At 34.3% G+C, this 25988-nt stretch carries 27 protein-coding genes; 23 read left to right on the top strand and 4 right to left on the bottom strand.

All coding sequences use genetic code 11. The features are described from left to right. The 9 genes from ACQKN2_RS18345 to ACQKN2_RS18305 all read left to right on the top strand — a co-directional run. A partial coding sequence (locus ACQKN2_RS18345) for a hypothetical protein (RefSeq protein WP_427416216.1) occupies nt 1-353 on the top strand: 353 nt, incomplete at its 5' end. A 535-nt stretch (nt 354-888) separates the two neighbouring features. Next, nucleotides 889-1566 (top strand): response regulator transcription factor, encoded by a 678-nt coding sequence (locus tag ACQKN2_RS18340; RefSeq protein WP_427416215.1) that lies wholly within the window; start codon nt 889-891, stop codon nt 1564-1566. Between the two features lie 395 nt (nt 1567-1961). Then, nucleotides 1962-2993 carry a siderophore ABC transporter substrate-binding protein gene (locus ACQKN2_RS18335; protein ID WP_427416214.1) on the top strand — a complete coding sequence of 344 codons (1032 nt, stop codon included), beginning with the start codon at nt 1962-1964 and terminating at the stop codon, nt 2991-2993. 19 nt (nt 2994-3012) lie between these two features. After that, a complete protein-coding gene (locus tag ACQKN2_RS18330; protein WP_427416213.1) occupies nt 3013-4029 on the top strand; it encodes an ABC transporter permease in 1017 nt (338 codons plus the stop codon). Next, the gene (locus tag ACQKN2_RS18325; RefSeq protein WP_427416212.1) at nt 4026-5090 is read left to right on the top strand and encodes an iron chelate uptake ABC transporter family permease subunit; all 1065 of its coding nucleotides are present in this window, start codon (nt 4026-4028) and stop codon (nt 5088-5090) included. Before ACQKN2_RS18330 ends, ACQKN2_RS18325 begins: the two co-directional genes overlap by 4 nt. After that, the gene (locus ACQKN2_RS18320) at nt 5087-5839 is read left to right on the top strand and encodes an ABC transporter ATP-binding protein (RefSeq protein WP_427416211.1); all 753 of its coding nucleotides are present in this window, start codon (nt 5087-5089) and stop codon (nt 5837-5839) included. Before ACQKN2_RS18325 ends, ACQKN2_RS18320 begins: the two co-directional genes overlap by 4 nt. A 308-nt stretch (nt 5840-6147) precedes the next feature. After that, nucleotides 6148-6621, top strand: coding sequence for an 8-oxo-dGTP diphosphatase (locus ACQKN2_RS18315; RefSeq protein ID WP_427416210.1), 474 nt, complete (start codon nt 6148-6150; stop codon nt 6619-6621). A 118-nt stretch (nt 6622-6739) separates the two neighbouring features. Beyond that, a complete protein-coding gene (locus ACQKN2_RS18310) occupies nt 6740-7330 on the top strand; it encodes a histidine phosphatase family protein (RefSeq protein ID WP_427416209.1) in 591 nt (196 codons plus the stop codon). Between the two features lie 175 nt (nt 7331-7505). Further along, a complete protein-coding gene (locus ACQKN2_RS18305; protein WP_427416208.1) occupies nt 7506-8108 on the top strand; it encodes a nucleotidyltransferase domain-containing protein in 603 nt (200 codons plus the stop codon). A gap of 792 nt (nt 8109-8900) precedes the next feature. Here ACQKN2_RS18305 and ACQKN2_RS18300 read toward each other — a convergent pair. Beyond that, nucleotides 8901-9161, bottom strand: coding sequence for a PH domain-containing protein (locus tag ACQKN2_RS18300; RefSeq protein WP_427416207.1), 261 nt, complete (start codon nt 9159-9161; stop codon nt 8901-8903). A gap of 311 nt (nt 9162-9472) precedes the next feature. On the opposite strand from ACQKN2_RS18300, the gene ACQKN2_RS18295 reads away from it, so the two are divergent. The 4 genes from ACQKN2_RS18295 to ACQKN2_RS18280 all read left to right on the top strand — a co-directional run bounded on the left by ACQKN2_RS18295 (nt 9473) and on the right by ACQKN2_RS18280 (nt 13242). After that, on the top strand, nt 9473-9832 hold the full coding sequence (locus ACQKN2_RS18295; protein WP_427416206.1) for a response regulator transcription factor: 360 nt from the start codon (nt 9473-9475) through the stop codon (nt 9830-9832). Between the two features lie 8 nt (nt 9833-9840). Beyond that, nucleotides 9841-10470 (top strand): hypothetical protein, encoded by a 630-nt coding sequence (locus tag ACQKN2_RS18290; RefSeq protein WP_427416205.1) that lies wholly within the window; start codon nt 9841-9843, stop codon nt 10468-10470. Further along, on the top strand, nt 10463-11368 hold the full coding sequence (locus ACQKN2_RS18285) for a diguanylate cyclase domain-containing protein (protein WP_427416204.1): 906 nt from the start codon (nt 10463-10465) through the stop codon (nt 11366-11368). Before ACQKN2_RS18290 ends, ACQKN2_RS18285 begins: the two co-directional genes overlap by 8 nt. 830 nt (nt 11369-12198) lie before the next feature. Then, nucleotides 12199-13242 (top strand): Fic family protein, encoded by a 1044-nt coding sequence (locus tag ACQKN2_RS18280; RefSeq protein ID WP_427416203.1) that lies wholly within the window; start codon nt 12199-12201, stop codon nt 13240-13242. 204 nt (nt 13243-13446) lie between these two features. Here ACQKN2_RS18280 and ACQKN2_RS18275 read toward each other — a convergent pair whose 3' ends face one another. Next, on the bottom strand, nt 13447-14214 hold the full coding sequence (locus ACQKN2_RS18275; RefSeq protein ID WP_427416202.1) for a sulfite exporter TauE/SafE family protein: 768 nt from the start codon (nt 14212-14214) through the stop codon (nt 13447-13449). Nucleotides 14215-14318: 104 nt separating this feature from the next. On the opposite strand from ACQKN2_RS18275, the gene ACQKN2_RS18270 reads away from it, so the two are divergent. Beyond that, complete coding sequence (locus ACQKN2_RS18270; protein WP_427416201.1) at nt 14319-15203, top strand: LysR family transcriptional regulator; 885 nt, start codon at nt 14319-14321, stop codon at nt 15201-15203. 181 nt (nt 15204-15384) lie between these two features. Continuing rightward, entirely contained in the window at nt 15385-15780 is a 396-nt protein-coding gene (locus tag ACQKN2_RS18265) for a VOC family protein (RefSeq protein WP_427416200.1), read from the top strand. Between the two features lie 146 nt (nt 15781-15926). Here ACQKN2_RS18265 and ACQKN2_RS18260 read toward each other — a convergent pair whose 3' ends face one another. Next, complete coding sequence (locus tag ACQKN2_RS18260; RefSeq protein ID WP_427416199.1) at nt 15927-16784, bottom strand: LysR family transcriptional regulator; 858 nt, start codon at nt 16782-16784, stop codon at nt 15927-15929. Nucleotides 16785-16918: 134 nt separating this feature from the next. On the opposite strand from ACQKN2_RS18260, the gene ACQKN2_RS18255 reads away from it, so the two are divergent. Next, nucleotides 16919-17890 (top strand): DMT family transporter, encoded by a 972-nt coding sequence (locus ACQKN2_RS18255; protein ID WP_427416198.1) that lies wholly within the window; start codon nt 16919-16921, stop codon nt 17888-17890. Between the two features lie 175 nt (nt 17891-18065). On the opposite strand, the gene ACQKN2_RS18250 is transcribed toward ACQKN2_RS18255, so the two are convergent. Continuing rightward, entirely contained in the window at nt 18066-18980 is a 915-nt protein-coding gene (locus ACQKN2_RS18250) for a tetratricopeptide repeat protein (protein WP_427416197.1), read from the bottom strand. 352 nt (nt 18981-19332) lie between these two features. Here ACQKN2_RS18250 and ACQKN2_RS18245 point away from each other — a divergent pair, with 352 nt between their 5' ends. From ACQKN2_RS18245 to ACQKN2_RS18215, 7 genes are all read left to right on the top strand, one after another. After that, nucleotides 19333-20424, top strand: coding sequence for a sensor histidine kinase (locus ACQKN2_RS18245; RefSeq protein ID WP_427416196.1), 1092 nt, complete (start codon nt 19333-19335; stop codon nt 20422-20424). A 196-nt stretch (nt 20425-20620) separates the two neighbouring features. After that, on the top strand, nt 20621-21982 hold the full coding sequence (locus ACQKN2_RS18240) for an ethanolamine ammonia-lyase subunit EutB (protein WP_427416195.1): 1362 nt from the start codon (nt 20621-20623) through the stop codon (nt 21980-21982). A gap of 15 nt (nt 21983-21997) precedes the next feature. Beyond that, nucleotides 21998-22855 (top strand): ethanolamine ammonia-lyase subunit EutC, encoded by an 858-nt coding sequence (gene eutC, locus ACQKN2_RS18235; protein ID WP_427416194.1) that lies wholly within the window; start codon nt 21998-22000, stop codon nt 22853-22855. 31 nt (nt 22856-22886) lie between these two features. Then, nucleotides 22887-23351, top strand: a complete 465-nt coding sequence (locus ACQKN2_RS18230; RefSeq protein WP_427416193.1) for an ANTAR domain-containing response regulator — start codon at nt 22887-22889, stop codon at nt 23349-23351. 570 nt (nt 23352-23921) lie between these two features. Next, nucleotides 23922-24383 carry a hypothetical protein gene (locus ACQKN2_RS18225; RefSeq protein ID WP_427416192.1) on the top strand — a complete coding sequence of 154 codons (462 nt, stop codon included), beginning with the start codon at nt 23922-23924 and terminating at the stop codon, nt 24381-24383. Between the two features lie 27 nt (nt 24384-24410). Then, nucleotides 24411-24719, top strand: coding sequence for a hypothetical protein (locus tag ACQKN2_RS18220; RefSeq protein WP_427416191.1), 309 nt, complete (start codon nt 24411-24413; stop codon nt 24717-24719). Between the two features lie 2 nt (nt 24720-24721). Next, complete coding sequence (locus ACQKN2_RS18215) at nt 24722-25987, top strand: glutathionylspermidine synthase family protein (protein WP_427416190.1); 1266 nt, start codon at nt 24722-24724, stop codon at nt 25985-25987. The last annotated feature ends 1 nt before the right edge of the window (nt 25988 follow it).

The following is a 25988-nucleotide window of genomic DNA, read 5'->3' as shown; positions in this document are numbered from 1 at the left end:
TAGATAGAACCGTCAAAGACGTGGATAGCCCCGCCCAATTCGTGGATAGAATCATCAAAGACGTGGATAGCCCCGCCCAATTCGTAGATAGAACCATCAAAGACGTGGATAGCCCCGCCCAATTCGTGGATAGAACCATCAAAGACGTGGATAGCCCCGCCCAATTCGTAGATAGAACCGTCAAAGACGTGGATAGCCCCGCCCAATTCGTAGATAGAACCGTCAAAGACGTGGATAGCCCCGCCCAATTCGTGGATAGAATCATCAAAGACGTGGATAGCCCCGCCCAATTCGTAGATAGAACCGTCAAAATGATGGATAGCCCGCCAAAATCGTGGATAGCCCCGCCATAGCGACGAATTATGAAACAATATATGTGGATTGTACCTTCTGTTACAGCAAGCTGGATTTTTCTAATGAATATAGAATACGATGCAATGGTTTCACTATAATAGTAGGAGCTGATAATTGAAAAGGTATTAATAAAATAAAAGAGGTGTAATATGAAAATCGTTATTTCCAGGAAAACTACTTATCGATAAAGGCGGAAGCAGACCACTTGGTACATACATACAGATTAAACCACCATTTATACAGATGGTTCTACTTTTAATTGACAATGATAATCATTGTCGGTATTGTGAAAGTAGACTAGAATCCACATGTCCGCCTATTCGCATTCCAGCGGTTATTTGATTAATTTATGCCAGCATAAAGATGCCTAATACACAAATGAGCGTGGTGTCGCGACGTTTAACCATATCCAATGCATTTTATACATATTTTATTAGTTGTTATAATAGCTTTTTTAGAAATTTAAGATTTATAAATCCGATATTCTTTTTAGTGATAAATTATTTTATGTAATGAAGTAGAGGTGAACTATAGGTGAAGCAAGTGTTGGTAATTAAGAATGAACGGTCATTAGCAAAGAAGATCGTAAGCGGTCTAAAGCAAGAAGGCTATTTCATTTTAACACTTCACAATGAAAACAAAGGTTTAAATATAGTATATGAGCAAGATTGGGATATTATCGTATTGGATTGGGATTCGTTAAGTATATCTGGACCGGAAATTTGCAGACAAATACGGGCCGTTAAAACGACCCCAATAATCATTGTGACAGACAATGTGTCCAGCAAGGACTGCATAGCAGGATTACAAGCAGGAGCAGATGATTATATAAGAAAACCATTTGTGAAAGAAGAATTAGTAGCAAGGATAAACGTTATTTTAAGAAGAGGGGGCTGTATCCAGCCAATCGAGACTGATTACTTTCGGTTTAAAGATCTCTTCGTTGATGCATCCAGCAATATTGTGACAAAAGGTGGCGAAAATCTCCCGCTTACTAAGCGCGAGTATGACCTACTTGTATTTTCAATCAAGAATAAAAATACAATATTGAGCCGTGAAATGCTTTTGAACCAGGTTTGGGGTTATGACGTAGCAGTTAATCCAAATGTAGTGGATTTATATATTGGGTATCTAAGAAAAAAGCTAAAGTGCTCGAAGAAAGATAGATATATTCAAACAATCCATGGCAGGGGCTATTCAATGATTGAATAGTAAAAATAAGATAAAAGGTAAAGTACAGTTTGTCACAGTAATCAATATTAAACATAATCGAAAAACGAGTAAAAACAGTTTCAACCAGTTTTGCTCGTTTTTTTGTTCTATTAAATCTGATAACCAAACAATTTCTGGAAGATATTTCAAAGAGACGGAAACTATAAAAAGAATACTTCACGTATTACTTTCTTGTAGCCAATTTAAGCGTGAATGTAACTTTCTTTATAAACTTATATCTTTCACAAGATTTTCACAGAATTAAAAACTATACTAATTCACAGAACGACCAAATGAAAATGATTATCAATAGCGATTGAAGTGGTTAGCAATTACTATCCAATTCAATCTATAGACTTCATCATTTTCAAAATAAATTACATAAGGAGTAGATTATGAAGAAATCTATGTTTTTAAAATTAGTTGGAATTATGGCAGTTTTGACTTTGATGTTAGCAGCTTGCTCAAGTAATAAAACTAATGAAGAGTCAAAGTCCAATGAAGATAATGAAAGTGCAGAGGTTGCTAAGGCTACGACAGTTGAAATTACTGATGCCCATGGAACTGTTACTGTTCCTGTAAACCCAAAGAATGTAGTTGCTTTGGATAATAGAACTTTTGAAACTTTAGCTGATTGGAAAATTGACTTAGTGGCTGTTCCAAAGGATGTAATGCCTGCGGATTCACCATACGTAAAGGACGATTCAGTTAAAAATATTGGAAATCACCGCGAACCAAATCTTGAAATTATAGCAGCTGCAAACCCTGAACTTGTAATCATCGGTCAAAGATTTGCTGGTTATTACGAAGAGATCAAAAAATTAGTGCCAAATGCAGTTGTTATTGATCTTAATGTAGATGTTTCTGAGGAAGCTGCTACGCCTGGGGAAAACTTAGTAAATGGACTTAAAAATTCTACAATTGCTTTAGGACAAATTTTCGATAAAAATGAAGAAGCTAAACAAGTGGTAGCTGATTTTGATAAAGTTATCGAAGATGCTAAATCTGCCTATAATGGAAAAGATAAAGTTATGAGTGTTATCGTTGGTGGTGGGGATATTGGTTTTTCAGCTCCTCATTCTGGACGTGTTTGGGGACCAATGTATGAAATTTTCGGTTGGGCACCAGCATTAGAAGTTGCCGATTCTACTTCAGATCATAAAGGTGATGAAGTTTCTGTTGAAGCTATTGCAGAAAGTAATCCTGATTGGCTTTTCGTATTAGATCGTGATGCTGCAGTATCTGGTGAAGAAGATTCAGTTCCTGCTCAGGATGTTATTGCTAAATCACCTGCTCTTCAAAAAACAACTGCTGTTTCTAAAAAACATATTGTTTATGCACCAGCAGATACTTACACAAATGAATCAATTCAGACTTATATAGAGTTGTTTGAAAACCTTGCAAATACTTTAGCTAAAGCTAAGTAGTGTAAAGGAGTATAAAATAGTGCTGAAAAATGTAACTTCTAGGGTTGAGATAAATTCTCAACCCCAGTTTTATAACTACAATAAGATATGGACAAAACCTTTTATATTAGCGATTATAGTTGTTATTATTTTAGGCATTATATCACTGTTCACTGGAGTTTATGATATACGTGGACATGAGGATGGAATGGAGATGTTTTTCATAACTCGTGTTCCGAGAACAGCTGCACTAATGCTTACTGGAGCTGCAATGTCAATGGCAGGACTCGTAATGCAACTGATTACACAAAATCGTTTTGTTGAACCTACTACAACAGGGACTATTGAATGGTCAGGTTTAGGGCTGCTTTTTGTTTATTTATTATTTCCTGCCCCGACTTTAGTACTAAGAATGACTGGTGCAATCATTTTTTCTTTTATAGGAACTATGATTTTCTTTTTATTTTTAAGAAGAGTTAAACTTCGTTCGTCTTTAATTGTCCCGATTATTGGATTGATGCTTGGAGCAGTCATTTCTGCAGTGTCCACTTTTATGGGACTCTTTTTTCAAATGACGCAAAGTATTGAAACTTGGTTTGTAGGTTCTTTTGCGGCTGTTCAGGTGGGAAGATATGAATATTTATGGCTAATTGTTATCGTTACTTTGCTTATTTTTATTTATGCTAATAGATTGACTTTAGCTGGACTAGGAGAAGATGTCGCAACAAGCCTTGGCGTTAATTACAACAGGATTGTTCTTTTTGGTACTGTTCTCATTTCTTTTGCAGTTGGAATTGTTGCAGCTGTTATTGGAAACTTACCTTTCTTGGGTTTAATTGTCCCAAACATTGTTTCAATGTTTAGAGGCGATGATCTTAGGAGTAATTTACCTTGGGTATGTGTGATAGGAATGGGGACTATAACTGCCTGTGACATAATTTCTCGAACAATTATAATGCCTTTTGAAGTACCTGTTTCTTTAATACTCGGAACAGTGGGGTCAGTCGTGTTTATTACTATTTTATTGAGACAAAGAAAACCAAGGAGGCACCGATGAACACATTGGAATATAGAAATAAAGAAAATGTCGAAATCGATTCTAGCCTTCATAATGAAAATAGATCAGCTAGGGCTTTTCGTTCTAAGAAGGAAGAAAGACGGTATTGGATTTTGCTAATAACATTGATTGCTTTGGGCATCCTTTCTTCATATGGACTTTTAGTTTATAACAATCCAGTTCCAGTAGATTCACCTTCTTTTATCCCGGTTGTTATGAGAAGGATAGTAGCTCTTGTTGCAATGATTATTGCTGCAGTTTGTCAGAGCTTGTCGACGGTTGCTTTCCAAACGATTACGAATAATAGGATTATAACTCCTTCGCTTTTAGGTTTCGAAGCACTTTACTCAACAATTCATACTAGTACAATATTTTTCTTTGGTGCTAGTGCATTGATAAATTTTAGTGGAGTTGGATCATTTTTATTTCAAGTTGTTGTTATGGTCTTGATGAGTTTGATACTTTATGGATGGCTACTTTCTGGTAAATACGGGAATTTACAACTTATGCTTTTAGTTGGAATTATTATTGGCACTGGGCTAAATTCTGTGTCAACTTTCATGAGAAGACTACTTGCGCCTTCTGAATTTGATATTTTACAGGCAAGATTGTTTGGTTCTGTTAATAATGCAGATCCTGCATATTTTCCTATTGTAATTCCTATGGTAATAATTGTAGCAATATTACTTCTTGCTCATTCTAAGAATCTAAATATATTGTCGCTAGGAAAGGATGTTGCTACTTCTTTTGGAGTTAAATATCAATCTAGTGTAATTTATACGCTTGTATTAGTTGCTATTTTGATGTCAATTTCAACAGCTTTGATTGGGCCACTTACTTTCTATGGCTTTTTAGTAGCGACTTTGAGCTATCAGGCGGCGTCAACTTATGATCATAGATATATTTTTCCGATGGCTCTTGCTATAGGATTTTTGATAATAACGAGTGCATACTTTTTGATGTATCATGTATTCCATGCTCAAGGTGTAGTATCAGTTATTATCGAATTATTTGGTGGAATAGTATTTTTAACTGTAGTTTTAAGGAAGAGGGCTTTATGATAAAAATTGATAATGTTAAAAAGTTCTATACTGATGAGGTAAAAATAGGACCTTTGAATATTGAAATACCAAAAGCGGGTTTTACTTCTTTAATTGGACCAAATGGCGCTGGAAAGTCGACGACACTTTTGATGATTGGGAGACTCTTGGATATGGAAGAAGGTCAAATTCAGGTGGCGAATATGGATGTTTCTGAATCCAAATCAAAAGACTTAGCAAAAATTTTGACTATATTGCGACAAGAAAATCATTTTGTAACTAGGCTTACTATTAGACAACTAGTTGGATTTGGACGATTTCCTTATTCAAAGGGAAGATTAACTAAAGAAGATGAGGCTATTATTTCTCAGTATATCGATTTTTTAGACTTGACTGATTTAGAAGATCGATATTTAGATGAGCTTTCAGGTGGTCAAAGACAAAGGGCATATGTAGCAATGGTTTTATGCCAAGAGACTAAATATGTACTTTTGGACGAGCCTCTGAACAATCTTGATGTTGCACGTTCTGTTCAAATGATGGAGCATTTGAGACGTGCGGCTAATGAATTTGGAAGAACAATTCTGACTGTTATGCATGATATAAATTTTGCAGCTAAATATTCTGATAGAATTTGTGCTATGAAAGATGGACAAATTGCCGCTTTTGGAACAGTAGAAGAGGTTATGGACTCGAAAATTTTGACAGATATTTTCGAAACAAAAATAGAAATTATCGAAGGTCCTTATGGGCCAATCGCTGTTTATTAGTTACGAAATTTTAAAAAAAGAAGCATCTCAAAAAATGAGTATGCCAAAAAAACTAATAGAAAATTAAATTATTTACTGTAGCTTGCATAGATCATAACAGCTACTCTAGTTGAAGTTGCTGTCTGTATTTTACAGGCGGCAGCTTTTTCAAATGCCGTTGCCAACGATAATGGTTGAAGTATGATGTATTTTTAAACTGAACTAAAATTTATTAAATTTAGTTCAGTTATTATTTATAAGCAAAATCTTTGGTTGAATAAGAAGGACATATATATGGTGATATTTATGTAAAAAATATGGAGGGAAATATGAGTAATTCTATTAATTATAAAATATGGACTGTTTGTATGATTCAAAGTGAAGAGAAGGTTTTACTTCTGGATAGACAGCACGACAATTTCAAAGGATTTATTCCACCGGGTGGTAAAGTTGAGTTTCCTGAAAGTATTGTAGAGAGTGCTATCAGAGAAGTAAAAGAAGAAACTGGGTTAGAAGTTAGCAACCTTATTTATAAAGGGCTTTATGAATATGTTAATCCAGTCGTTAAAGATAGGTATATGATATTTAATTACATAACAAAGGATTTCGAGGGTGAACTCTTGGAAGATGCTCCAGAGGGGAAAGCAGTTTGGGTAGATATAGAGAACGCATATAAACTTCCAATGCAGGCATCGATACGGAGAAGATTTCCTTTATTTTTTAAAGATGGAACATTTGAGATTCAAGTTGAATGGAACCACGAAGAAAATAAAGAAGGGAAAGTTACAATACGTAACACATAAAACTTCTTATTAGACTAACGGGGGCAATTGTTCAATAGTGCAGTCGCTTTTCAATAACGTCGAGGTCAGTTCAATACATATATAACTGAAAATTTAAAAGATATAAGGGGGAAAAGACATGCAAATACTATTAATTCGACACGGAGAATCGGAAGCAGATATTTTAAACGTACATGAAGGAAGAGCTGATTTTGAATTAACGGAAAGAGGTAGAAAGCAAGTGGAAAGTTTATCACAAAAAGTAAAAAATGATTTTCCACCAGATTTTATATGGGCAAGTACGTTAAAAAGAGCACGTGAAACCGCTGAAACATTAGGAGAAACTATTGGATGCCCAGTGCAATTGGAAGAAGAATTAATGGAGTTTAATAATGGTGTACAAGCTGGATTATCCTTTGAAGAGGCGAAAAAATATCCAGAGCCAAAATTTTTTCATGATCGTTTTGAAAATGGAGAATCATTCATAGAATTTCGTCTGAGGATTGAAACGATATTTTCTAAGATTGTGACAGGAAATAAATATGAACGAATTGCGATTGTTGCTCATGGCGGGGTAATTAATAATATATTACGTGCTTTTTACCAAATGCCAATCAATATGGATTATTATTTTAAAATCGGAGATACAGGAATTAGTTTAATTGAACTTACTGATAAGGAAAAGGTAATTCACTTTATAAATGATACGAATCATTTAGAGAATATATAGGGTAACTTTTATAAAAATTTTGTCCAACCTTTAAAAAAACACGCTATTAAATCAATAATATCCCACCGTTTAGCTCAATCTTTTTTTCAAAACGTGGGGTTTTTATAACACAAATCAACGTTTGCAGCATACTTTTAATCAAATTTTATTTCAAAACTATGAGGAGGACATTTATATGAGGACAGATATAGATAATTGGGAATCCATCACCGTAACAGAAATTTATAAGCTCTTTTCTACTATTCCAATTAATTGGGGTATTGCAGGGGGATGGGCTTTAGATTTACATTTAGGCAAACAGTCAAGGGTACATGATGATATAGATGTAATAATACTTCGAGAGGAACAATTAACTACCTATAATCATTTGTCAGATGATTGGATGTTATACAAGGCAGAGAATGGGAAACTTGTTCTTTGGCAAGAAGGTGAATTTTTAAAAACTACAAAAGACATCTGGGTTAGCAAAAGCAGTAGTTCCCCCTGGGCCTTTCAAATTATGATAGTAGAGACAGAGCAACAATCCTGGATATACAGGAGAGAAAAATCTATTCGAAGAAGATTAGAAGATATATTTTTAAGAACAAATGATGGGATACCTTATCTGAGACCCGAGATTCAACTCCTTTATAAGGGTGGTAGTTCAAACGTTAGAGAAAAAGATTTTAAAGATCTTCAAATTATGCTTCCATATTTATTGCCTGAACAAAGGGACTGGCTAAAAATAACTTTGAAAATACAATTTCCAACTGGTCATTCGTGGTTTGACTTTATCTAAGAGGAAAAATTAAGATTCAATAGAGAAACTGTGCAAAAAGTTAATTGAGCTGGATGTTAACAAACAACAAGATATAAAGATACGTTTAATGACCACTTTGAGAAATTTAATAGATAAGGAAATCCACTACTTAACTCTAAAGGGAATATCGTCAGTTTAAATTACGAATTGGTGAGCAGGAATTATTATCGGGAGATTATTATAAAGATTATATTTCCTTTGAAACACAGGGGCAGATAAAGGATATTACGAATAAAGAAATTTCTCTTACTTTAAATGATGCGAAAGTTTCTTATGAAGCTGAAAAGCAAGACAAAGTAGAACTTGAAAATATTTCTGATGTACCAAAAACAATACAAACTGAATTAAATGGGTATCCAATTGATATTACCTATTATGCTAAAGGTGATGATTTAATTGTTGAATCAGAAAGTAAGAACGAGCAATTTGGTGGTATCACACAAAATGTTATTTATCAGAATGGCAAAAGAATCTTTGCTGAAACTCGTTCTAATGATGGCGTGTTAAGAACACATAACCAAGTAGAAACATTTGAAAATATAAAGGATAAAAATATTACATTAAACTTCTTCTATTATAGTGTCAATGAAGATCGAACTAAAACTATTATTTTACAGTAAATCGTTTGCAGTGATTTAACTTCTTTCAGTAGATGTTTTATGTAACGTAAGTGAAACGGCAGTTACAAGTGTTTTTGTAGCGAAAGCGTTACTATAAGGCACATGATAATAAAAGGATGCTTCAGTTGAGTATAGAAAAAGCGTGTTTTGATTAATTCAAAATACGCTTTTCCTTTCTATCAAGCTTAATTAAGTTCATCTCGGCGATGAACTCGAATGTATCCTTTGGTAACATCTTGATACTTCCTAGGGTAGCTGATTTAAAAAATAATTCAAGTCCTATATTAGACGATGAAATTCGATAACGAGTGAATCCATCTGTCGTTGGAAAAACCTTAGTTATGTTTTGATACGGAATTTTACTGTTGAATGGTCCTCCTTTTAATAATAGATAATCTTCACAGAAAACCAAATGAAATAATAAAGAAAGTAGCTCAATTTCTCATAGCGGTTTCGTTTATAATCTTTAAATATTTTATTTTACAGAAATTTAACATTATATATATTAATCTTACCTAAAAATGAGATAAATGTATAATTTCTTCTTTTTTATCTTTTTTATGAATACTTAGCAAAAATTTATTAATGGAAGAGGGGTCCTAGAAAAAACTTTTCATATAAATTTCACCAACATTTAGAGAACTAGTGAAATATTTTTCAAATAAAGAATAATTGTGATATTATTTTAAGAAACATGATTTTAATAGCGGAGGATAAATTTTTATGAAAGTACTTGTAGTAGATGATTCCGTGTTTTCTCAAAAAACAACAATACAAACATTAAAATCTATTTACCCTGATGCTGTTTATGAAACAGCAAATGATGGTGTTGAAGGTATTGAAGTATTTGCAACCTTTCTACCTGACCTTGTATTTATGGATTTATTAATGCCTAAGATGAGTGGACAAGAGGCAATTGGAAAATTACTAGAGAAATACCCAACGGCTAAAATTGTCGTGCTTTCGGCTGATGTGCAATTGGCAGTTCGTGACGAGGTTTTATCTGCTGGAGCGTTAGCATTTATTAATAAACCGATAAATGTTGCGAAACTGAAGGAGATAGAATTATTGATAGAAGGGTGATTTAGTTGTTGACAACAACACAAGAGGATATATTGAAAGAGCTGTATAATGTATTTGTCGGCGAGGCAGCTAACTTATTATCAGAAATTCTTCAAAAACGAATTTTTTTGTCAGTACCAGAGATAACGTTACTAGGGTTACATGAATTAAAGTCTGGCAATCAAGAAGAGCTGAATCCTGTAATAAATGGTACAGTACTATCTACCTCTTTAAAGTTTGGTAATGTCTTTTCTGGTAGAGCAGATTTTATTTTTCCGGCAGAGCAAATTAAATATTTGACCGCGCTTTGCTTAGGGGAAGAATATACAGAAGAGGATGTAGAACTTTCATTTAATGATGAGGATTTTGATGTTGTAAAGGAAATAGGCAATATCATTCTAAATTCCATTATGGGCGGTATGGGAAGCCTGTTGGAGATGAAGCTAGAGTATGATGTGCCACAGGTAATTTTACATAATGAAGGAGAGTTTTATAAAACACTTACTAGCTCCGGGGATAGCAATGTATTATTACTTTATGTAAGTTTTGATGTGGATAATTCAAAGGTGCTAGGCATAATTTTAATTAAGTTTTCATTAGAATCAATTGAATTTTTAATTCAAAAAGTGGACGAGATTAGTAGGGATTTGGATGAATGATTTATATGTAGCGATCGTCAATCAGCTAGATAATGGCATTATTTTATTGGATGAGCAATTGCACATTCAATTATGGAATAAATGGTTAGTCAAGTACACAGGTAAAAGTGAAGAAGAGGTTAAAGGTTTACCGATAACAACAGTTGTTCCACGTTTTGATAAAAATATTTATGCCTATATGTTTGTAAAGGCTTTATTGGAAAAACAAAAAAGCTTTTGCTCGGCAGCAATGCATCAATATTTTGTGGAAAACAAGAGTGGAAAGATGAAGCCAACTCGTCAAAATATTTTAATTCAACATATACAAATAGAGCATACATCTTATTTAATGATAGAACTTTATGATGTATCTAATCACTATAAGCGCATTCAAAACTTAAATAAGCATTTAAAAAGTTCGATTGATTTTTCCAAAAACCTGGAGCACTTTGTTTATTATGATAGTTTAACGAATTTACCGAATCGTAAATTTGTGTTAGATCGTTTAGAGCGTTTAATCGAAGAAGAGGGTAAGGTATTTTCGCTATTTTTCATAGATTTGAATGGCTTTAAAGCTGTAAATGACCAGTATGGACATTTACAGGGAGATTTATTACTACAAATGTTTGCGGAACGGTGCAAGCAATTTACTCAAAAGCGGGAAGTCTTTGCACGACTTGGCGGAGATGAATTTGTGTTATTAGTTGAACATATGACCACGGCAAATGAAGTTGAACGGTATACAGCAAAAATACATGAGTTATTACAGGAGCCGTTTATCATTGAGGGACAGCAAATTGTGATTTCAGCAAGTATTGGCTGTGCGCGTTTTCCACAAGATGGGGCTACAGCGAAGCAATTATTGAATGTAGCAGACTATCAAATGTATCTTCAAAAAGCAAAGGAAAAGCATAAATAACGGAGATTGTCGAACTTCATCAAGGTACAGTATCGGCATAAAGTGGCGCAAATTGGCCTGTTTTGAGGGGACTCTCCCTCTGTCGTAGGAACATTGTAAGAAATTCAATATAAAAATAGTATAATGTCGTTGGACTAAACAAATAAACGGCACTCTAGTTTTGAATACAATTATTGTATCAAAACTAGAGTGCTTTTTGTTTTGATTGGAAACAGAGCAAAGTCTGTAGATGTTATGGTGACGTATGGGATTACGTTATTTATTGGAGGTTTTTTAAGGATTGTATTTGTACTGGCAACAGGTACTATTATCTAGTACAAACAATATTAATGATTATAGAAAATTTCAATGAATTAATAACAAGCGGATAGCATGTCTAATGAAGATATGGTATCCACTTGTTTCTTTCATATTAATGCTAAAAAAGGAATAACAAAATGCTAGTACACAATTTAGCTGCCACATAGGAAAAGGAAATAAAATGGTTATCTAATTAATAAACGTAATAAAAATATCGGGAAATTACACAAAAATGTCACAAAAATAATAAAGATATCAGTACATTTAAAAGATAATATTCCGATATTTAATAATGTCTAATGTCTATATTCACGATACATCCATTTTTTGAAATAAAAAAGTAATTTCAAAGTCCAGAGTAACTTTATACAAAAATTTGAATAATAAATTAGTCCTCTTTCTTTAAAAAGTAAAAGCTCTATTAAACCGATGTTATTTGAATAGTAATACTAGAATACCATTTGGAATTCTTGAAAAACAAAAAATATTATTGTAATAGAGCATTAAGAGATAGTAGCAGGAGGAATAAAATGAGAAATTTTTTCGAAGATCAGTACATAAATATGGATCAGCAACTAATAAACTTAGTCAGTGAAATAAGTGAATATAAAGGTATGTTGACTGCTTATAAAGAGCAAAGACCTGATATATTTACTAGCCTTGAAAAAGCTATACCCCTACAATACATAAAAAACTATATTTCAGTTTATGAGGACATAAAAGTTTCAAATAAGCGATTAAAAGAACTTATGTTAGATGATATGATACCCCAATCAATTTCGGAAGATGCGATCTTTTGTTATTATGAAACATTAACTCTTGTACATAAAAAATCTCATACTTTTTCTATAAGTCCAGATACTATACAAGAATTGCATTTTCAATTAATTCATTATAATACCTCTGACAGTGCAAAATGGCGCCAAAAGCCATTTTCTATTCCTGGAATTCCTGAAAAAGGGATGCACACGATTTGTTATCGTCCTCTTCCACCTGAAAATATTCCACAGGCTGTAGAACAATTATGCAACCAGTACAATTTATTAAACCACAAAAAAGAGTTACCTACACTTATACTAATCGCTCGTTTTATATTGAATCTTTATTGCATAATCCCTTTTAGTCAAGGTAACGGTAGATTAACAATTATGTTCATGCAATTACTATTAGTAAAAAGCGGACATACATTTGTAAAATATGTTTGTTTAGATGAATATATAAAGAAAAGAGAATCAGAATACTATGAAGCCATATTTAAATCTTCGGTTAATTGGTACTGTAATGGGCATAATATTAGCTTCTGGTTAAAAGAGTTCTTAATGATTATTTTAGAGGCTTATAAAGATCTACATAGCAAAGTACTGGATTCTATATGTAAACTTACTAAAGTAGAGCGAATTCAGAATTTCATTCATAATCAAAAACAACCTTTTACAAAAGAGTGCATTCGAAGCATATATCCAGATATAGCGGAAAGTACAATTAGTAAAGCTTTAACTGATTTGCAATTATTAGGTGAAATTAAACTTATTTCAAAAGGAAGAAATGCGCGTTGGATGAAAGTCCAATCTTAGTCTATACCTTTAGGTCGGGCTATAGTTTCTACTAAACAAATCAATATTCTAATCTATGAACCAATTGCCAATCTTTAATAAGTAATTGGTTCTTTACGTTTCAATCTAGAAAATTAGGGTCCGATGGCATAATAGCAGTATCTGTGCCCTCTATTCCTACATAGATTGCTGGTGGTAATCCAAATGAGGAACAGGTTGAGTGATTTATATCAGCAAATCTGATAAGACCTGAATAATCAGCAAGAAAAAAACGATTGGTAATAAAATTTGAATCCACTTTATTTTGATATAAGGAATGATCTTTAAACCTAAGAACGAGCCAACAATAGAGCCAATTGAAACAGGAATGGCAATTCCCCAGTTAACAATGCCAGTAAAATAATAAAAGAGAAAGGCACCTGTACAACTTGAAAACGTAATAATTCTTGTTAACTCAACTGCTTTTATATAGGTATATTTTTTTTTTAGATGATAGGTTACATTCATTAGAGCTGAGCCTGGTCCAAAACCACCGTCATATATTGAAATCGCAAACGGAATGAGTTTATTAATTGGTTGTTCTTCTGTTTCTTTTATATCCTTTACCATAAATTTATTACTGCAAAGTACGATGAAAAATGAGAAAATTAAGAATACACAAGCTACAATATTCATGATTTGTTCCGATAATCGAGTGGCTAAAAATGCGCCAAATATACCTCCAAAACTAGCAATCATCATTAAAGATGTGAATTTTTTTAACGATAAATGTCCTTTAATGACAAACGATACGACATTCGATAGAGCTGAAATTCCTGTCGCAAATTTATTAACTGCTACGGTTGTATGAATCGGAATGCCGATAAGTAGCATTGTTGGTAACAAAATAAAGCCTGCAGCGCCGAAAAGAACACCAATGACTGCTGCTAGTAAGCCGATTGTAAATAAAATAAATCCATTTACTGATAACCATTCCTGTAGTAAAATTTCCATCAAATCACCTCTACACCTAAATTACTGCTAAATAATACATAAAACAAATATATAATAATTGTTTATTCATAAATTAAATTTATGGATAGAAAGGTGTGAATGAAATGAATTTGCATGCATTAAGGATTTTTACGAATGTAGCAAAGCTTGGCGGAATTACCGCAGCGGCCAATAAAATGCTACTTAGTCAACCAGCTGTTACCATTCAAATACGGAAATTAGAGAGCGAAATAGGGGCAAAATTGATTGAAGGGAAAGGACGTGGCATTCAATTAACGCCTGAGGGGAAGTTTTTGTATGAGCAGGGAATGCGTTTATTTTATTTAGAAGCACAGATTGATGAAAAGTTCGATAAATTTTTAGCGAAAGAAGAAAAAGTACATATTGCTTCTTCCTATATACCAATAAACTATATACTCCCGCCTATTATAGCAGCGTATAAGCTTGCTAATCCACACATTGAATTTTTTGTGTCGCTAGGCAATGTAAAATCTGTGGAAGAGCAAGTTCTTAATTATGAAGTAGATTTTGGTTTTGTCGTGCAAAATAAATTGGGTCACCCTGATTTACAGTATGAAAAAATAGTAGATATCCCGTTTTGGTTTGTTGTACACCCATCACATTCTTTGGCAAATCAAACTGTCTCCATTGATAAATTATCGAATGAGGACTTTATTTATCGGGAACGTGGCAGCTCGACACTTGATTTATTAGAGGCGGTTTTTTATACGAATAACAGTCCATTACCTAAACTAGGACTTCAAATGCAGGGCTTACATGAATCAATCAAAGTAGTGGAAGCAGGGTACGGTATGACTTTAGCACCGTCCTATAGCGTAACGGAAAGTTTAACAAATGGGAAAATAGCTCGGGTATATGTAGAACATGCAGATATTCAGCAAAGTTTATTTATATGTACTCGTAAATCAGATATAGAAGAGCATCCATTTATTCAGTATATTAAAGATTATTTACATGCTATAAATTAACTTTTAACTTCTTTCAGCAAAGTAATTGAACCAAAATTGAGAACAAGCATTAGAATGCTTATTCTCGATTTTTTCATATTATTTCTCTTGTTTTTTATTTCCATTCCTTGTCATAATAATATATAGTAATTGTACTCAAACATAGTGAGTAATTTAATTCTTTTATAATTGGGAGGATATTATGGGAAGATTAGTTCATTTCGAAATTCATGTAAGTGATATGGAACGAGCAAAGGAATTTTATGGAGAGGTATTCGGATGGTCATTTCAAGACTGGAGTGATTATGCAGGAATGCCTTACTTTGGTGCGGTGACTGGCAAAGGGGACGAACCTGGAATCGACGGTGCTTTAATGCAACGTCAAGGTGCTTCTCCGGAACCAAATCAAGCTTTAAATGGATTTGCTTGTACAATGGGCGTGGAAAATTACGATGTAACAGAAGCTAAAATTCTTGAGAATGGCGGCACGGTTGCAATGCCAAAATATGCGCTACCGGGAATGGCGTGGCAAGGCTACTATATCGATACAGAGGGCAATATATTCGGAATTCATCAACCCGACAAAAATGCAAAATAGAGTTTATATTAGGTGAAAAAATATGCAATCTTAAGACACGGCAATTTAAAAGGCCTGACTTAGACTGTGAGAAGCTGTTTAACTAAAAGTTAAACAGCTTTATTTATTGTCACTCCGAGTTGGCGCTGTCTAAGGGCTTAATAACCCTATATACGCTGATGCTCATCAATTGTTTTTAAAAAACATTCCATCGAATTTGTCATATATGCATCCTTTCGTCGTATAAAGACGGTTGAAATAGTACCGTATTTTTTAGGGATTGGATAACAATAAACCTTGCCTGTAGTAGATAGATGTTCAGCGGCCGATTGTGGTACAAGTGTAACGCCAAGACCAATTGCAACACTGTTTAAAATAGTCTCTAATATATTAAATTCCATGATTCTTTTTGGTAGTAAACCCTCATCCTTAAGCCAAAGTTCTAGCTTGGAACGATAGCCGCAGCCTTGATTAGAAACAAGGATTGGTGTAGTCATAAATTCTTCTATACGAAAGGATTTGCTTTGTGATATGAGAACGAGATTTTCAGTGTATACATCATATTGTTCTAAAACTGGATGTTTAATGGGTCCAGTTATAAAAGCACCATCTAATTGGTGATCCGCTACTTCTTTAATAAGTTCCTCAGTTAAACCTGCTTTCAGAGTTAAATCGACATTTGGATACCCTTTATAGTAAGAAGCTAGAATGGTTGGCAATATACTCACTGTTTCTACTGTACCGATTTTTAATGTACCAGTCGGTGTATCACTATCTAAAAATACTTGTTTCATTTCTTCGACATCTTGCAAAATCTTATTAACGTATGTCAGCATTTTTCGCCCTTCTGGATTTAATGTCATGCCTTTTTTATGGCGATAAAAAAGTGGCGTTTTGAGCTCCTTTTCTATTAGCTTAATACGTGCAGTTACATTGGATTGTACATAATTTAATTCTTTTGCAGCATGGCTAACGCTCCCGTAATTTGCCACGCTTTTGAAAATCTGTAAATCTCGTAGTTCCATCGAGCATACCCCCTTAAAAACTATCATTATAAATGATAGTTAATATCACTTTCAATCATTTTACGTGATGTATTTTCTTTTTTATAATTCTCATTGTGCATTTCATAGTAGTTATATAGAAACGAGGAAAAACAGTGAGAAGAAGTCAAATAATAGTAGGTGTGATCGCATGTTTAATTGCAAGTATGTCATGGGGAGCCATGTTTCCAGTAGCAGATCATGCACTTGAATATATTAATCCGTTCTATTTTTCAACTATTCGATATGGAGCGGTATCGATTGTATTAGTCATTTTATTATGGATGAAAGAAGGGAAGAAGGCGTTTCGTTTAGAAGGGCAAGGTAAGCAACTAGTCTTTTTTGGGACGATGGCGTTTACAGTTTACAACGTGCTTGTTTTCTTAGGTCAGATGCTAATGGGGAAATCCGGTGTTATGGTGGCGTCGATTATGGAAGCACTCATGCCAATGATTTCGATTGCTATTCTTTGGGGTTATAAACATGTGAAGCCGAAGAAGTATATGATTAGCAGCATGATCATTGCTTTTGTTGGAGCTATTTTTGTTATTACAAAAGGCGATATAGGTTTCTTTCTTACACTGAAACAGAATCTAGTTTCACTCGCATTCATTTTCATTGGTGTTGTAGGATGGGTTATTTATACAATGGGCGGCCAAACATTTAACGATTGGTCTACTCTCCGCTATTCAACATTAACATGTGTATTTGGCACAGCTGTAACAGGGATCATCACAATGATCATGACGATGCAAGGGTATGTATCAGTCCCAAGTATGGAAACGATTTTTGCTATTCAATATGATTTATTGTTTATGATGACACTGCCAGGTATTGTAGCATTGCTTAGTTGGAATTATGGTGTGAAAATCCTATCATCGATTAATGGAATTTTATTCATTAATTTCGTTCCTATTACTACATTGGTCATTATGATGGTACAAGGATATAAAATAACAATCTTTGATATTGCGGGGACTCTACTAGTTATTTCAGCTCTTATTTGGAATAATATTTGTCAGCGTAGAGAAGAAAACACGAATCTGCAAGTTATACAAGAGGAAGAAGAATTACGGCAAGCTGTTTAATGTTGGAAGATTTATTTTTTTCTTTGCTGGCGCAATTAACTTCTAACCATGAAGTAATTAATAGATTAAGTTTCTTTTAATCCAATAAGTTTCACAGAATGATTAAACTTATTAATTAATAGTTTATAAGAATGGGACCTCCTATTGGAAGTCCCTGCTCTTTACCTACAATGTATTATTCTTGATACTCAGCATGATTATGACGAGTGCAACCAAATAGATAACAGGCTGTCTGGATAGATGGATCAAATTCCATATTAGGAATGTATCCAGACGAGATTCGTTCAAACATTCGTTCATAAACTTCCTTTTCATCAATCAATTTTTTTATGTAGGTATGTTTGTCGCTTTCTGACCAATCTTCATCACAATCCTCTTCAGTGGCTTCTTTGACTTCTTCTATTTTTTGTTTGATAACTTCATTCAGTAGATCGTGAGCATAAGTTGAATTATTTAGTTTGAGCAGTGAATAAACATATCGACTAATCCAATTAGGTTGTTTCAAATAAATATTCCACCCCTTTTCGAACCACTCAGTAGCTTCTTTATAAATACCCAACTCTACATATAAATCCGCAAGTTCTACCTCACCTACAAACTCATCGTTATCTTTTGAAAATGTAGCAATTTTAATTTTTGCCTCATTTAATTTGCCTAACTCAATCAAACATTTCACATGGCTATACATTGAATAATCAGAGTTTTCTGAAGCTAAAAGGAAGTATTTTGAAGCGTCTTCTATGTTTCCAAGATGATAATTAGCAACGGCTAAATTATTATAAGCTGTTTTGGTAGGGTGGATAGAAATTGAAGTTACAAATAAATCTTTTGCGTTTTCCCACTTTTCTAGCCTACTATAAATTTCACCTATCAAATTATATGGAAAATATGAGGATGGATTCATATTAATAACTTCTTCCAATAAAACCATGGCTTTCGTATCTTCATATTCTTCATTACAATATATCCAAGCAAGATTAGTTAAAGATTGTACATTTCTTGATTCATCTACTGCTTTTTGAAATAAGGCTAATGCATCTTCATATTTGTTTTTTTCAAGTAATTCAATAGCTTTTTGATTAATATTCAATTATTTTATCCTCTTATTTTATATTTAAAGTCCAAAGACTGATAGCCTTAGATTATCATAGGTTACTCTAGTAGAGAATAAGCAACTATCCACGGTCAAGGTATCTAGAAGTCACGCTGTTGAATCGGTCCATCCAGTAATCAGTTTTAGATTTAAAACACACTCTTTATTTTTAAAAAATATCACTTTGTTCTTATTCCACACCATAAGAGAGCAACAAAAGAACCTTTTAAAGGAAGCCAATACTACCATCCCTTTAGGATAACTTGAATTACTATTTTTAAAGCACATTGAACACATTTTCTATTTTTGCTATAGTGTTTGGAAAACTAGAGGGAGGGGAGCGGATATCATGATAAGAATTTTAGATGTAGAACGATTGACTAGTTTATCAAATGAACAATGTGAAATTATTTTAGGTGTAGCCCAAAACCTTCAAATAATAGCTGACCTTTCTCAAGCAGATATTTTTATAAATTGTCTTTTGGAAGAAGATAACGCCTCTTTAATTGTAGCTGAGGCAAAGCCTACTACTATAGCATCTTTATATAAAAAAAGCTTGCTAGGGCAGATAGCATTCGAAGAAATGGAGCCGGGTGTATTGTTTAGTTTGAAAACCGGGAAACCAATTTTTGGATCAAGAGGCATTACGGAAGAACGTGGAATCATGCAACAAGATATTGTTCCTATAAAGGACCTGCATGGGGAGACCATTGCGGTATTAATAAAGGAAAGAGATATCTCACAGGTAGTGCAGAACGAAAGAAATATAGAGCAGCTTATGAAAGCGACTAATAGTGAAGACCAGCAACGTGTCTTTCAAGCCATAGTCGTTCAGGAAATTCATCATCGTGTTAAAAATAATTTGCAAGTTATTTCTAGTTTACTGCGGTTACAAATGCAACGTACTCACTCGGAAGAAGTGGCTGAGGTATTTCATGACAGTATATCTCGTATATCTAGTATGGCTTTAGTTCATGATTATTTGGCCCAGCGTGGAATTGAGGAAGCAGATATTAAACTTTTAATAAAACAAATTACTACTTTGTTAGTTTCCTCGTCTATTATTCCAGATCAACATATTGCTGTGTCTGTAGAAGGGGAGTCGATATTCTGTCCTTCAGATAAAGCAACAGCCGTAGCACTGATTGTGAATGAGTTAGTTCAAAATAGCATTAAGCATGCTTTTCCTTCAAGAAATTACGGCACAATTGCTATAAACTTGAGGCAACGAAAGCAAATGGTTACGATTACAGTAACGGATGATGGATGTGGAATTGGTGATCCTTTTTCGATAGGTGAGCTGTCATCTTTAGGATTACAGCTTGTAGAAATGTTAGTTGAAGAGAAGCTACAAGGTGTTTTTTCATTCCCTATTTCTGAGAAAGGGACAAAAGTTTCAATAACCTTTCCGATAGTATCTACCGAAGTTCATTCATACTAAATGTCACTGAGTTCACCGATGCTTATATTGTTTTCGAACTATTTACAAAATATTTGCTAGTAGTGTAGAATGGATAAAAATAATAACTTAGGCAAAGGCGCCTTTCACGCCCGAAGAAAATTTTCTTCAGGGATAAGTGAAAGCGCTTTTTTTCGTTTGATTGCAATCTTAATCATATAAAAAGGGGTGTTAAGTGATGAAATTGTCTTGTGTGGTAAAAGGAACTCATTATACGTTTTCGTCAGTAAGGGAAGTACTTGCAAAAGCAAGTGAAGCGAAGTCTGGGGATGTGATGGCGCGTGTAGCAGCGGAATCATCGCTTGAGCGCATGGCTGCCAAAGTAGTACTTAGCGAGATGCAGCTGAAAGAAATTTATGAGAATCCGGTTATTCCTTATGAGATCGATGAAGTAACACGCTTGATTTATGATGATATTAGCGACACGATTTACAAAGATATTCAAAGTTGGACTGTCGGTGAGCTGAGAAATTATATTTTGTCATCTGATACAGGTACAGATCAATTATTGAAACTTTCAAGGGGACTAACAAGTGAAATGATTTCAGCGGTTGCTAAGCTAATGTCAAGCATTGATCTTGTGCTTGCTTCACAGAAAATGAAATATCAAGCACATTGCAATACGACAATTGGAGAGCCTGGTCGTTTAGCATTTCGTTGTCAGCCAAATCATCCGAATGATGTTCCAGAAGGCATTTTGTATTCAATAAAGGAAGGATTGTCTTACGGAGCAGGTGATGCAGTTATTGGTATCAATCCGAATGTGGATACGATTGAATCCGTCAAAAAACTTTTGACACTTTCACATGAATTTATCGAGAAATGGCAAATCCCAACACAAAATTGTGTTTTGGCCCATATAACAACACAAATGGAAGCTTTAAAGCAGGGGGCGCCTATCGCTCTTATGTTTCAAAGTTTAGCGGGTACACAAAAAGGGAATGAAGCATTCGGTATATCTACAAAAATTCTTGATGAGGGCTATGAGATGATGGCTCGATATGGTACATCTGCTGGTCCAAACTTTATGTATTTTGAAACAGGACAAGGTTCTGAGGTATCTTTAAATGCTGATTTTGGGGTAGATATGCAAACTCTTGAATCAAGAAGCTATGGTTATGCACGTCACTGGAAGCCTTACATGGTAAATACCGTTTCGGGCTTTATTGGACCGGAAACACTTTATGATGGGCGCCAATTAATTAGAGCAGATCTTGAAGATGGATTTATGGGGAAATTGCATGGCTTACCAATGGGTATTGCTCCAACTTACACAAATCATATGGATGCCGATCAAAATGATCAGGAAGTTGCCGGTATCATAACGGCAGTTGCAGGAGCGAATTTTTATATGGGGGTACCGGGTGGTGATGATGTCATGTTGAATTATCAAGATACAAGCTATCACGATGATGCTAGTTTGCGTGAGATTCTGGGCTTACGACCACTTCGAGAATTTGAAAAATGGATGGAGAATATGGGCCTAATGGAAAATGGAAAGCTGACAAAACGTGCAGGTGACCTATCAATTTTTAATTGAGGAGGGAGGAGCAAAATGGATATTCAAGAAATTGTTCAAAGAGTAGTAGAAGAAGTGAAGAAAAACATGAATTCGCCAAAAACTGATAGCGATCAAAATAAAGAAGATACTATATTTTTTCCAGAAGATCGTATAACAGGGGTAGACAAGCCGCATAATGCTGCATCTATTGAACGAGCACAAAGTATTACACCTGCTCGTATTGGTATCGGTCGAACGGGCACTCGTATGTTGACGACAAGCTATTTACAATTTTTAATTGATCATGCAGCCGCACAGGATGCTGTATTAAGAGATGTAAGTGATGATTTTCTTCAGAATATGGGTTTGCATAAGCTTGAGACGAAAGCTAGTGATATGAAATCTTACTTAATGGATTTAGATGCTGGTCGAAAATTATCCGATGAATCTATGAAGTATCTTGAACAAAACGGGGATAAAGGAAAAGATGTTCAAATTATTGTTTGTGATGGATTGAGTTCCTCCGCGGTAGAAGCCAATGTAGCTGATTTACTACCTGCTTTAATACAAGGGCTAAAATTAAAAAATATAAGTGTAGCAAAGCCGTTTTTTATTAAGCGAGGGCGTGTATGGGTGCAAGACGAAGTGGCTGCTATTGTTAATTGTGACCTTGTTATTTCATTGATTGGTGAAAGGCCAGGTCTAAATACAGATGAAAGCTTGAGTGCATACATGATTTATCGGCCAACTGAAAAAACAGTTGAAGCCGATCGTACGGTCATTTCAAATATTCATAAAGGTGGACTGACTTCAGTTGAAGCGGGTGCCTATTTATCGGATCTAATCGAACAAATGCTTTATGCAAAGTGTACAGGAGTTACTTTTGCTCAACAAAGGAATTTGAATAAGTAGTGTCTTTCCTATCCAGAAAGGTTGTGATGTTATGAAAAAACGGATTCTGATTGCTGAGGACGAACCAATTATTAGACTGGATCTAAAAATGATGCTTCGGAAGAACGGCTATGAGATAGTCGGGGAAGCAGGAAATGGGGATCGAGCGATTGAACTCGCTTTTAAGTTGAAACCGGATCTTGTGTTAATGGATATAGAAATGCCAAAACTAAATGGGTTAAAAGCAAGCGAGGTTATAGGACGTCAGTTAGATATACCAGTGTTGTTAATTACTGCATACAGTCAAAAAGAATTTATAGAGAATTCTAGGCAAGATAATATTATGGGATATCTTGTTAAACCCGTTTCTGAAGGTAGCTTAATTCCAGCAATGGTGATTGCACTTCAACAAGCTAAGAGGACACAGACGCTAAAACAATCGTTACAACTCACCCAAGAACATATTCAAAAGCGAAAGATGATTGTACGAACAAAAGGGCAACTTGAAGGAAAGTAATCATCTAACTGAGTAGTAGGCGTTTCCGTTACTCAAAAATAAAAGCTTGCTACATCAAGGATTTCAAGTGTATGGGAGAGGATTTTGGGAACGGCAGTAATGGTAATGAATGCTTGGTTTCATATAAATATTCGAAAAATATCGTGGGAAATTCAGGTGGTTTTTAATGAAAATCTAAAGTAAAGCAAGTAGTAAAAATGGTTTTTCTACTATAACAAACTTAAGCTCACTGATACTAGCAAGGATAAATCCTTCTAATATAAGTGAGCTTTTTATATTCAAAAATAAATACAGGTCATATGGATATTAAAGATATTACAAAAGAAATTAGATATGTAAGAACTGTGGTGCAGTACTTGAATGTATAAAAATAACTCTCTACTAAAAAATACATAACCTTATGTGAATTAGTAATGCAGATAGGTACTAACCCTAATGATACATAAGGTGCAGTATAGTAGAATAATATGAAACTATTTCTAATTCTCAGGCGTATAAAAAAATAAGGAGCTTATGGATAGAAAAATCTACGATGAATATAAAAACAATATTTATTAAGGGAAGTGTATTATGCAATTTGAAGGTGCGATGTTAGAATATCGTTTGCAAAAAGATAAAGACAAATTTGAACCAATCTATTATTATACTAATATTGATTTACCACAAATTTTAACTAGAAGAGAATGTGAATTTTTTATTAAAGAAGGTAAGACTTATCAACAACTGTCTTCTGCTATTGAGGATGAGTTATTTGTAATTTATGTAAAATTATATGAAGAAACTCCGATTGAAATTAATGAACCCTTATATGAAGGTATAAAACTTGAATTTCGTGAATTAAATGCCTATAAAAATTATCCGCTTATAACATTTGAATATATGACGAATCATTTAGATATTTTAAGTATTATCGGCAGTATATACACATATATCGAGGACAAGGAATGGGAGCGGGACTCAGCTGAAATTGATGAAGACCGAGGCGTATATGTTTTATATGTGAAGCCAACAGGATATACGCGTGTAACATAGGGAGGGCATAGGGAGGGGATTTTTAGAATGAAGAAGACAAAGAAAATGATGACAGGGGCATTAGCAGCTGCGGCTTTAGTAACGCTATCTGCTTGTGGGGACGAAAGGGGATATGCAGAGCCAACTGGAACGGATTGTGATGATTGGGATTGGGATAGTGAGACGGGTACGTATTATTGCGATGATAGTAATTCAACACATGCCGGGGGTTACTATCATGGAGGGAAATATTATAACTCAAAAAATTCGTTACTAAAAAGTGCTGATTACAAAAGTTATGTATCGAATTACAAATCAGGTATAGGTAGTGGTTCAAAAGGCGGTTTTGGAGGATAAAGATGAATCAATTTCGTGAGAATCGGCAACAGTTTTTTAGCCAGATAAAGGATTTTTGGCATGACATATATGGTATGGAATATGCTCTATTTGATATTAAGAGAGAAAGTGCTGAAACGATCAATAAGATTCGTCAAGCAACCGACCAGATTGGCCATATTTTTTATAAGTTGGCTGCTTTGTTGCGTATGGTAGATGATGAGACACTTTTGCGACTTGGATTTCCCACTGAAACTCACTCTTTCATCCGTTTGCAAACACTTCCAATAGAAAGTGTCATCGCTCGTTTAGATTTAGTAGTCACAGAGGAACAAGTAAAATTGCTTGAAATAAACGCAGATACACCTACGTTTATAAAAGAAACTTTTTTTGTGAATGGGAAAGTGTGTGAACAGTTTGAGATGGAAAATCCAAACGACGGATGCGAAGAACAATTAAAACAAGCAATTTTGAAAGCTGTAACGTCGTCGCTTCGTTCGAGGGGAAGATATGGAGCTAACAATATTGTTTTCGCTGCACACTCGGAGCATGAAGAAGATAAACTGACAACGATGTATTTAAAGGAACTCACTGGATTAAAAAGTCAGTATATGGACTTTAAGCAATTACAACTTGTAGATGAGCCGATTTTAGAAAATGAAGAAGTTGTCCTACCACAAGGTCTTTATGATATAGACGGAGAAAAAATCGATGTTTTATATAGACAAACGTATCCAATTGAACATTTAATAGATGATGAAGATCCCTTGACGAAAGAAAAAGTAGGTCAATCGTTAATGAAGCTAGTGGAACAACAAGATTTAGCCATTGTGAATCCTCCTTCTGCTTTTTTACTACAATCTAAGGCAATAATGGCGCTTATTTGGGGGCTACATGAGGAACAGCATTCTTTTTATACACGTGAAGAACATAACGCGATACATAAATATTTTTTACCAACTTATCTAGATCCAGATATGTTTTTACAACAAGGACAAAGTTTTGTAAAAAAGCCTGCATTTGGCCGCGAAGGAGATACTGTCGAGATTTTTTCAAATACAGGTAAAAAAATTGCGGAAGATATTCATAAAACATATAAAGATGAACTTCCTGTTTATCAACAGTTTATAGAGCTACCACAAACTAGTATTCAAACAGAACGAGGCTCCAAACGAGCGCATTATATGTATGGTTGCTTTTATATTAATGGTAAGGCAAGTGCAATTGGCATTCGCGCTGGGGGACAAATTACAGATAACGGATCTTATTTTTTACCAATAGGTTATTAGG

The sequence above is a fragment of the Lysinibacillus sp. NPDC093688 genome (genome assembly GCF_050280145.1).
GTDB classification, from domain to species: Bacteria; Bacillota; Bacilli; order Bacillales_A; family Planococcaceae; genus Lysinibacillus; species Lysinibacillus xylanilyticus_B.
The sequence above is the reverse complement of the archived record's forward strand: the minus strand, read 5'-3'. Positions and strand labels throughout refer to the sequence as shown.

What these genes read in the sequence shown, in the direction of transcription:
- ACQKN2_RS18325 (WP_427416212.1), top strand. Translation starts at nt 4,026, where the DNA reads ATGAACACATTGGAATATAGAAATAAAGAAAATGTCGAAATCGATTCT.
- ACQKN2_RS18245 (WP_427416196.1), top strand. Translation starts at nt 19,333, where the DNA reads ATGATAAGAATTTTAGATGTAGAACGATTGACTAGTTTATCAAATGAA.
- ACQKN2_RS18270 (WP_427416201.1), top strand. Translation starts at nt 14,319, where the DNA reads ATGAATTTGCATGCATTAAGGATTTTTACGAATGTAGCAAAGCTTGGC.
- ACQKN2_RS18225 (WP_427416192.1), top strand. Translation starts at nt 23,922, where the DNA reads ATGCAATTTGAAGGTGCGATGTTAGAATATCGTTTGCAAAAAGATAAA.
- ACQKN2_RS18310 (WP_427416209.1), top strand. Translation starts at nt 6,740, where the DNA reads ATGCAAATACTATTAATTCGACACGGAGAATCGGAAGCAGATATTTTA.
- ACQKN2_RS18260 (WP_427416199.1), bottom strand. Translation starts at nt 16,784, where the DNA reads ATGGAACTACGAGATTTACAGATTTTCAAAAGCGTGGCAAATTACGGG.
- eutC (WP_427416194.1), top strand. Translation starts at nt 21,998, where the DNA reads ATGGATATTCAAGAAATTGTTCAAAGAGTAGTAGAAGAAGTGAAGAAA.
- ACQKN2_RS18240 (WP_427416195.1), top strand. Translation starts at nt 20,621, where the DNA reads ATGAAATTGTCTTGTGTGGTAAAAGGAACTCATTATACGTTTTCGTCA.
- ACQKN2_RS18275 (WP_427416202.1), bottom strand. Translation starts at nt 14,214, where the DNA reads ATGGAAATTTTACTACAGGAATGGTTATCAGTAAATGGATTTATTTTA.
- ACQKN2_RS18215 (WP_427416190.1), top strand. Translation starts at nt 24,722, where the DNA reads ATGAATCAATTTCGTGAGAATCGGCAACAGTTTTTTAGCCAGATAAAG.
- ACQKN2_RS18280 (WP_427416203.1), top strand. Translation starts at nt 12,199, where the DNA reads ATGAGAAATTTTTTCGAAGATCAGTACATAAATATGGATCAGCAACTA.
- ACQKN2_RS18265 (WP_427416200.1), top strand. Translation starts at nt 15,385, where the DNA reads ATGGGAAGATTAGTTCATTTCGAAATTCATGTAAGTGATATGGAACGA.
- ACQKN2_RS18335 (WP_427416214.1), top strand. Translation starts at nt 1,962, where the DNA reads ATGAAGAAATCTATGTTTTTAAAATTAGTTGGAATTATGGCAGTTTTG.
- ACQKN2_RS18285 (WP_427416204.1), top strand. Translation starts at nt 10,463, where the DNA reads ATGAATGATTTATATGTAGCGATCGTCAATCAGCTAGATAATGGCATT.
- ACQKN2_RS18315 (WP_427416210.1), top strand. Translation starts at nt 6,148, where the DNA reads ATGAGTAATTCTATTAATTATAAAATATGGACTGTTTGTATGATTCAA.
- ACQKN2_RS18295 (WP_427416206.1), top strand. Translation starts at nt 9,473, where the DNA reads ATGAAAGTACTTGTAGTAGATGATTCCGTGTTTTCTCAAAAAACAACA.
- ACQKN2_RS18320 (WP_427416211.1), top strand. Translation starts at nt 5,087, where the DNA reads ATGATAAAAATTGATAATGTTAAAAAGTTCTATACTGATGAGGTAAAA.
- ACQKN2_RS18220 (WP_427416191.1), top strand. Translation starts at nt 24,411, where the DNA reads ATGAAGAAGACAAAGAAAATGATGACAGGGGCATTAGCAGCTGCGGCT.
- ACQKN2_RS18230 (WP_427416193.1), top strand. Translation starts at nt 22,887, where the DNA reads ATGAAAAAACGGATTCTGATTGCTGAGGACGAACCAATTATTAGACTG.
- ACQKN2_RS18305 (WP_427416208.1), top strand. Translation starts at nt 7,506, where the DNA reads ATGAGGACAGATATAGATAATTGGGAATCCATCACCGTAACAGAAATT.